The sequence below is a fragment of the Caballeronia sp. genome (genome assembly GCF_049581465.1).
Taxonomy (GTDB): Bacteria; Pseudomonadota; Gammaproteobacteria; order Burkholderiales; family Burkholderiaceae; genus Caballeronia.
This window is the reverse complement of sequence record NZ_JBAUSA010000678.1, coordinates 1-3,737: the sequence shown is the minus strand read 5'-3', so window position 1 is coordinate 3,737 and position 3,737 is coordinate 1. Positions and strand designations below refer to the sequence as shown.

Here is a 3,737-nt window from a genome sequence, read left to right as displayed (position 1 = left end):
GCTTAAGCCAGACCTAATCATCTTCGGTAGCGGCCACACGTACGATCGCGCCTTGAAAGCTGTGCTTCCGAAGCGTCAGACTGTGAAGGTTGAGCCAAAGGCTCTTTGGCACTTCCGGTCGAATGGCATCGAGTGTTTTAGGACATTTCACCCAGATGCGTGGGATAACCACGCCCCAAGACCAATCAAAGAGTACTACCAGGAGATTATCGACACCGCTTCGAAGGCGTTTGCTGAGCGCCTACCGATGCAGAAAGCTTCGGCATAGGCTGCCTTTGTATCAACATTCTTCCGCACGGTCGTACGGCGTACCGGCGCTGTCTTGACGAGCCGGAACGCGGCCCATATGTGACCTTCTCATGCTCACGCGTCTTCTAGTCGCTTGAACAACTCTTTGTGCTGAGAGTAGATAGCGGCAAGTCGCGACCTATAGTCATCTTCCAAATATCCCTTCGTTCCGGCTGCAGGCTTGCGGGCCGCACGACACTGTGCTTGTCGTCTCTGAACAAGTTTTATCCGTACACGCTGCTTCATGACTTGTGCGAGGTAGTGGGGGCTCGGCTGGTCGATTGTCCGCGATTCGCGGCCCCGTGTCGACTGACCGCTCTTGGCCGAACCCGGGCCGACGCAAACCTCGCACGATCGCTTACCGCAGCAGATATGCGAAAGTCATGGACCGACCCACAAGAGCCGCTCGAACGGATCTATAAAGGACGTTCAAAAAGCGCCTCATCGTAGCTGTCGCATCAAAAAAATTCAGACTGCTTGTTTGGCGCTTTCAGAAACGCGATGCCTCATTCGGGAGCGAGTGTCACGGGTAAAGCGGCCCTCCATCGAACTACAGTTCCGCGCCGTCCTAACACTCTCTTCAAAGTGGTCCGCAATTCATCTCGCGTATGGCGGCGCCGTCCCCAGCGGTAACGTCGGCGAGTCAATGTTGCTAGGCATCATGGCACACGAAGGAACACGTTCCTTTCAAATTTCCAGAGCGACGCCTAAGCTGAAAGAGGGAACTCCAGGCTATCGCGATTGACTTGTCCCAAAGTGGAACGAAGAAAATGGACTTTCTGGGCCTTTTTGCTTTGGGTGGTTTCGTCGGATCGATCGTCACTTACGGATTGCGATTTGTCCAGGGGTATGACGTCTTTGTCAGATCGATAACCACAATTCTTGCTGCAGCTTTAAGCGGAACTGCAATCGTCTTCATTGATAGGTTTTCTGCGCATACGAGTGCGTTGGGAGCATATTGCGTCGGATTAGTGATTGCCCTGATGTGGGCGTATTCCCGAATCGCTGTTGAGCACATAGGTTCTGATAAACCGGAAATTCGGTTGCTAGGATGGGCTCATATCTTTGGGATGGTGCTATCCAGCGTAATCGCTGCCGCGTTGGTACTACCTCCGGCGTTTCGCGACGCTTGGGGCAAATGAGTGCCCGGCTGATGAGTAACCCCATGACTCTGACGTTGTTCGACTTCAACTACCACGTGCTGCCGGGCGATGTGCTGCTATTACGCAGCACAGGCCTAAGGGCCGTGGCAAACCAGACGGGCCAACGCGCCTTACGCGCGATGCGGCCTTTGCGCACCGCCAAATTTACGCACGTGGCACTCGTAATCAACAATACCCATATTGCCGATGCCATGCCCGGCGCGGGCGTCCGAATTCGGCGCTGGCGAGACTCCGCTCCCGCTTACAATTTGGAGCGCTGTATGGTGGCGCGCCATCCAGGCCTGCTGAGTTTGGCGGACAATCCAGCACGCCTCTTGGCCGGGGTTCAGCGTTACTACTCGCAGCGGTACGCACTGAAATCTCTGTCCAGACGGTCGGCTAAGCACAATGCGGGCATAGTGTGCTCGCAATTCGTGGCGTTGGTGCTACATGGCCTAGGTGTCCCGTCTTTCGTGCACACGGCTATGCGGGCCCTACCCTCCGACATTGACCATCGCACCCGGGGCGTGAACGGGTGGCGCCAATTTCCGTTGACCGTCTATGGATTGCACCCTGCTGTTTCGCGTCCCCCGGTGGGTGACCCCTACTGGACTGTACTGGCGGCCAGCCTGCCTCGCCGGGTTGCTCAAGCCTTCCCTGACGTATCCGTGGGCACAACAACTCGTCAGCCTAGCGATACGACAGCACGGGTCGAACGCCAGGCGGCCACCTCGGAGCAGCGCGGCAGCACAGCGATCGACCGGATGATGAATCCAACGCGGAACGTGAGCGATGTCACTACCTTAGTGTCCGAGGCGGTCGGCGCGCTGATGGCCTCGTCGATGGATGCCACCGAGGCTGTGCTGCGAATCACCGCCGAACTCGACCGCTTGGTGCTAGCCGTTACGTCGACGCTCGCAGGAGGCCAGGATCCCGCACAGCGCGAGCGGATGGTAGCCCTCAGCCTGGCGTTGCTTGACGCCATGTCTGGAGAGGGCCCCCAGCCACGCCTATCAGGCCAAATTTTGTTGGACCAGTGGCACGTTTACTACGTAAATGCGGTAAATGGGGCTCCTAGGGTGCTAGCCGATGACGACGCCCCGCAGCGCCTAACCCAGCATCGCGTCCAGTTGGGCGTGGCCATTGGTGAGTTGACGCGACTGGCAACCGAGTGGAATGACGAAGCTTCAGTCTTCAAGGAGCGGTGGGACAATTTCTGTAACTTTGTTCGGCAGGGATGTCCAATGACGGAAGAACTGGTAGCCCAGTTACATCAACATGGCTCCCTGCTGATCAACGGCGTGCATTGGCTAGACGCCGATACGGCTGACGTCATTTTGGCCCGAACAAGGAGCTATGCGCCGTTGGTGGAGGATACCTTGCTGCCTTTGATCCCTGCGCTTGGTAGCGAGGTGGCGGAGCAGGCGATGGGTCAAGTCCAGGCGCTGATGGCGCTGGACGAGCAACGCCTTAGATGGGTACTCGAATCTAAGCCAACCTTGCAGGCGCTGATCAATGCCCTGGCTAGCCTTCTGGCTGCTCCAGCCGATTAACAAGGCGCGCTGCATTCTGCTGACACCACGCAGATCCCGATACCGAAAGCATCTTCGGCTCGCTAGGGTTCCCCCACGGTTGTCCAGTTGTCTGCGATTGTCAACGATTCGAGCTTCCGTGCTGAAGGTCCCTTCTTGGCCGGTCTCTGCTTGTCGGTGATCGGCAGCACGCGACTCTAAGCGGTCCGTGCCGATTTGCGGAAGCGGCCATTCAGTCACGCCTCACCAACTGAAGTAACCGGCTTTGGAATGTATGTAGTCAGGAAGCCATGCAGGAGACGATTTACTACTATTCCGCAAGCACTGAAGGAATCTGCAGCCTCATCTAGGTCGGAGACTTCGAACACTTTCCGGGCGCTCAGGCGCGCCTCGCCGCTAGGTCCGGTGCAAGGCTTCCCATGCACGATGGCATTGCGGATTGCAACGAGGTCGATGAACTCCTGTGCTGCAGCAGCCAACTCCTGCCGCTGAGGGGATTTCGGCATGTTCCTTATCAGATCGCAAAACCGCCTCGAAATTTTCCCGGCAGTCAATTCCTCTCCGACGATTTTTGAAAGGGTGCCTGGGCTAATTCGCTCGCAGGCCCAGACCACGTTCCACTCGCAAATGGAGAAACAGAAGGTAGCTTGACGTTGCCCGCGAATTTCGGATCCCTTAACTGAGTGGGATTATGCCACCCGTTGGTTCTGGGCAGCGTACCAGTCCCGCTCGAACTGCATGGGACTGACGTAGCCCAACGTCGAGTGCAAGCGCG

Annotated in this window: 3 protein-coding genes and 1 pseudogene; 3 read left to right on the top strand and 1 reads right to left on the bottom strand. The window is 57.1% G+C overall.

Annotated features, from left to right (window positions below):
- From WCA53_RS16785 to WCA53_RS16775, 3 genes and pseudogenes are all read left to right on the top strand, one after another.
- Window positions 1–268: pseudogene (locus WCA53_RS16785) on the top strand (hypothetical protein); the annotation flags it as partial.
- A 790-nt stretch (window positions 269–1,058) separates the two neighbouring features.
- On the top strand, window positions 1,059–1,430 hold the full coding sequence (locus tag WCA53_RS16780; RefSeq protein WP_423912704.1) for a hypothetical protein: 372 nt from the start codon (window positions 1,059–1,061) through the stop codon (window positions 1,428–1,430).
- A gap of 11 nt (window positions 1,431–1,441) precedes the next feature.
- Window positions 1,442–2,983, top strand: coding sequence for a hypothetical protein (locus WCA53_RS16775; protein WP_423912701.1), 1,542 nt, complete (start codon window positions 1,442–1,444; stop codon window positions 2,981–2,983).
- A 215-nt stretch (window positions 2,984–3,198) separates the two neighbouring features.
- On the opposite strand, the gene WCA53_RS16770 is transcribed toward WCA53_RS16775, so the two are convergent.
- Window positions 3,199–3,468 (bottom strand): hypothetical protein, encoded by a 270-nt coding sequence (locus WCA53_RS16770; protein ID WP_423912696.1) that lies wholly within the window; start codon window positions 3,466–3,468, stop codon window positions 3,199–3,201.
- Between the last annotated feature and the right edge of the window lie 269 nt (window positions 3,469–3,737).